General features: G+C 55.0%; 1 protein-coding gene. It reads right to left on the reverse strand.

Annotation, left to right across the window (positions count from 1 at the left end):
• Window positions 1-58: 58 nt before the first annotated feature.
• Window positions 59-1336 (reverse strand): ISL3 family transposase, encoded by a 1278-nt coding sequence (locus tag CXK91_RS22460; protein WP_103458179.1) that lies wholly within the window; start codon window positions 1334-1336, stop codon window positions 59-61.
• Between the last annotated feature and the right edge of the window lie 354 nt (window positions 1337-1690).

The following is a 1690-nucleotide window of genomic DNA, read 5'->3' on the forward strand; positions in this document are numbered from 1 at the left end:
GGGTATACGGATTTAATGGTTGATGGGGCATCTTCACCCCACCAACCTGATGCCACCCTCAGATGGTTGATAGATCGACCCCGTAGTTGAGTTCCTCTGCGAAGTCTAGCATTCCGTAACCGATGGTTTTCTTGTAGAACGGAGAGATCTTCGCAGTCGGGGCCTTCTTCTTGTGCTTCGTGGTGTAGAGCATTCGTGCCCGCATCACCTCGAACGAGTAACCGCGCCCTTCTCGGTTCTTGTCCTTGGCCAGTCGGTTGATGGATTCTGTGTAAGCGTTGGTGACGGGTATGTCCGCCTCGAAGTAGGTCATGAGCTCTTCGCGCCAGTTGCCCACCGCCCTGACCAGGTCGCTCCAGACTTCCTTCTGGCCCTCCGGGATGGCGGCTATCCAGTCATCCAGGGCGGCTTCTGCCTCGGGCCGTGTGGTGGCGTCCCAGATGCCGTAGAAGCGTTCCTTGTGTTCGTAAGCGGCCAGCAGTTGCGGGAATGCACCCGTCCATGTTTCCATGATTAACCACTCCCGGTCTGAGACTTCGTGAGCGCGTTTCAGCAGGATTTTCCGGTCTCCTTTGAGGGTTCGGCTTTGGGCGGGTTTTAGATCCGTCCTGAGTCCCTTGCGCACCTTCTCCAGGGCATCGTTGGCCATGCGCACCACATGGAACTTATCGACCACAATGCGGGCCTGTGGCAGTGCTGTCTTGACCGCTGTCCGGTAGGGGTTCCACATGTCCATGCTGACGATCTCGACCTTCTGCCGGTCTTTGAGCTTCATCAGGTAGTTGGTCACCACGTCCTGCCGGCGGGTGGCCAGCAGGTCGAGCAGGGTTCGCTCCTCGATGTTGGTCAGGATGCAGCGGTAGCGCTTGTTCAAGTACAGCTCGTCGATGCCCAGAATGCGGGGCGTCTCGAAGCGGTGCCAGCGCCCCAGGAACTCGGCGCGGGCGTTAAAGATGTCGCGTACCGTCTTCTCGTCCAGGCCGGTCTGTGCCGCCACGAAGGTGTAGGGGTGGTTGAAGGATTCCTTCTCCACGTATTCATGCAGCCGCAGCGTCATGCGGAAGCCGTCCACCATTTCCGGCAGCTGGGGCCTGAAGGTGGTCTTGCAGGCACGGCAGATGTACCGGCGGCGGACTACCCAGAGGGTGACCCGTTTGCCGTGAATAGGTAGATCACGATAGGGAACATCACGCTTGCCGAACCGCACGAACTCGCCCTGCACACCGCATTCCTCGCAGGCTATTGGTGTAGGTGCTTCAAGCTGAAAATGTATGTCGTCATTCTGCTCCTCAGAATCCACCAACTGGTACCCAGGAAGGCTTAACGAATTAATCATCTCCCGCCTTGATCAGAAAAACAGGTAGGTGGCGTATGGGCATATAGAAAACTTGATCAGTTTCCTACAAGAGGAATGTTGTGCAGGCGTTTAGATTGGACATGATCCAGAATCTTTTTGAGGCTTGCCCAGCTCTCGCTGTCATCCCTAGTCAGCATCGCTATGAAGACTCAGGCGTAAAGTGGAGACGGAAAATTGACAGAGTAGGCTGAAAAGGATCAACCAAATAATCCGTTGATATAGACTTCCTCCTCTACACTTTGGGCGTTTTGTCAACCAGAAACTCCGGAGACTCAATTAAAGTAGAACTGGCGGGAGCAAATCAGCCAGTTAACCCAAATGTTTTTATTTATT

The organism is Stutzerimonas stutzeri (assembly GCF_002909485.1).
Taxonomy (GTDB): domain Bacteria; phylum Pseudomonadota; class Gammaproteobacteria; order Pseudomonadales; family Pseudomonadaceae; genus Stutzerimonas; species Stutzerimonas stutzeri_AH.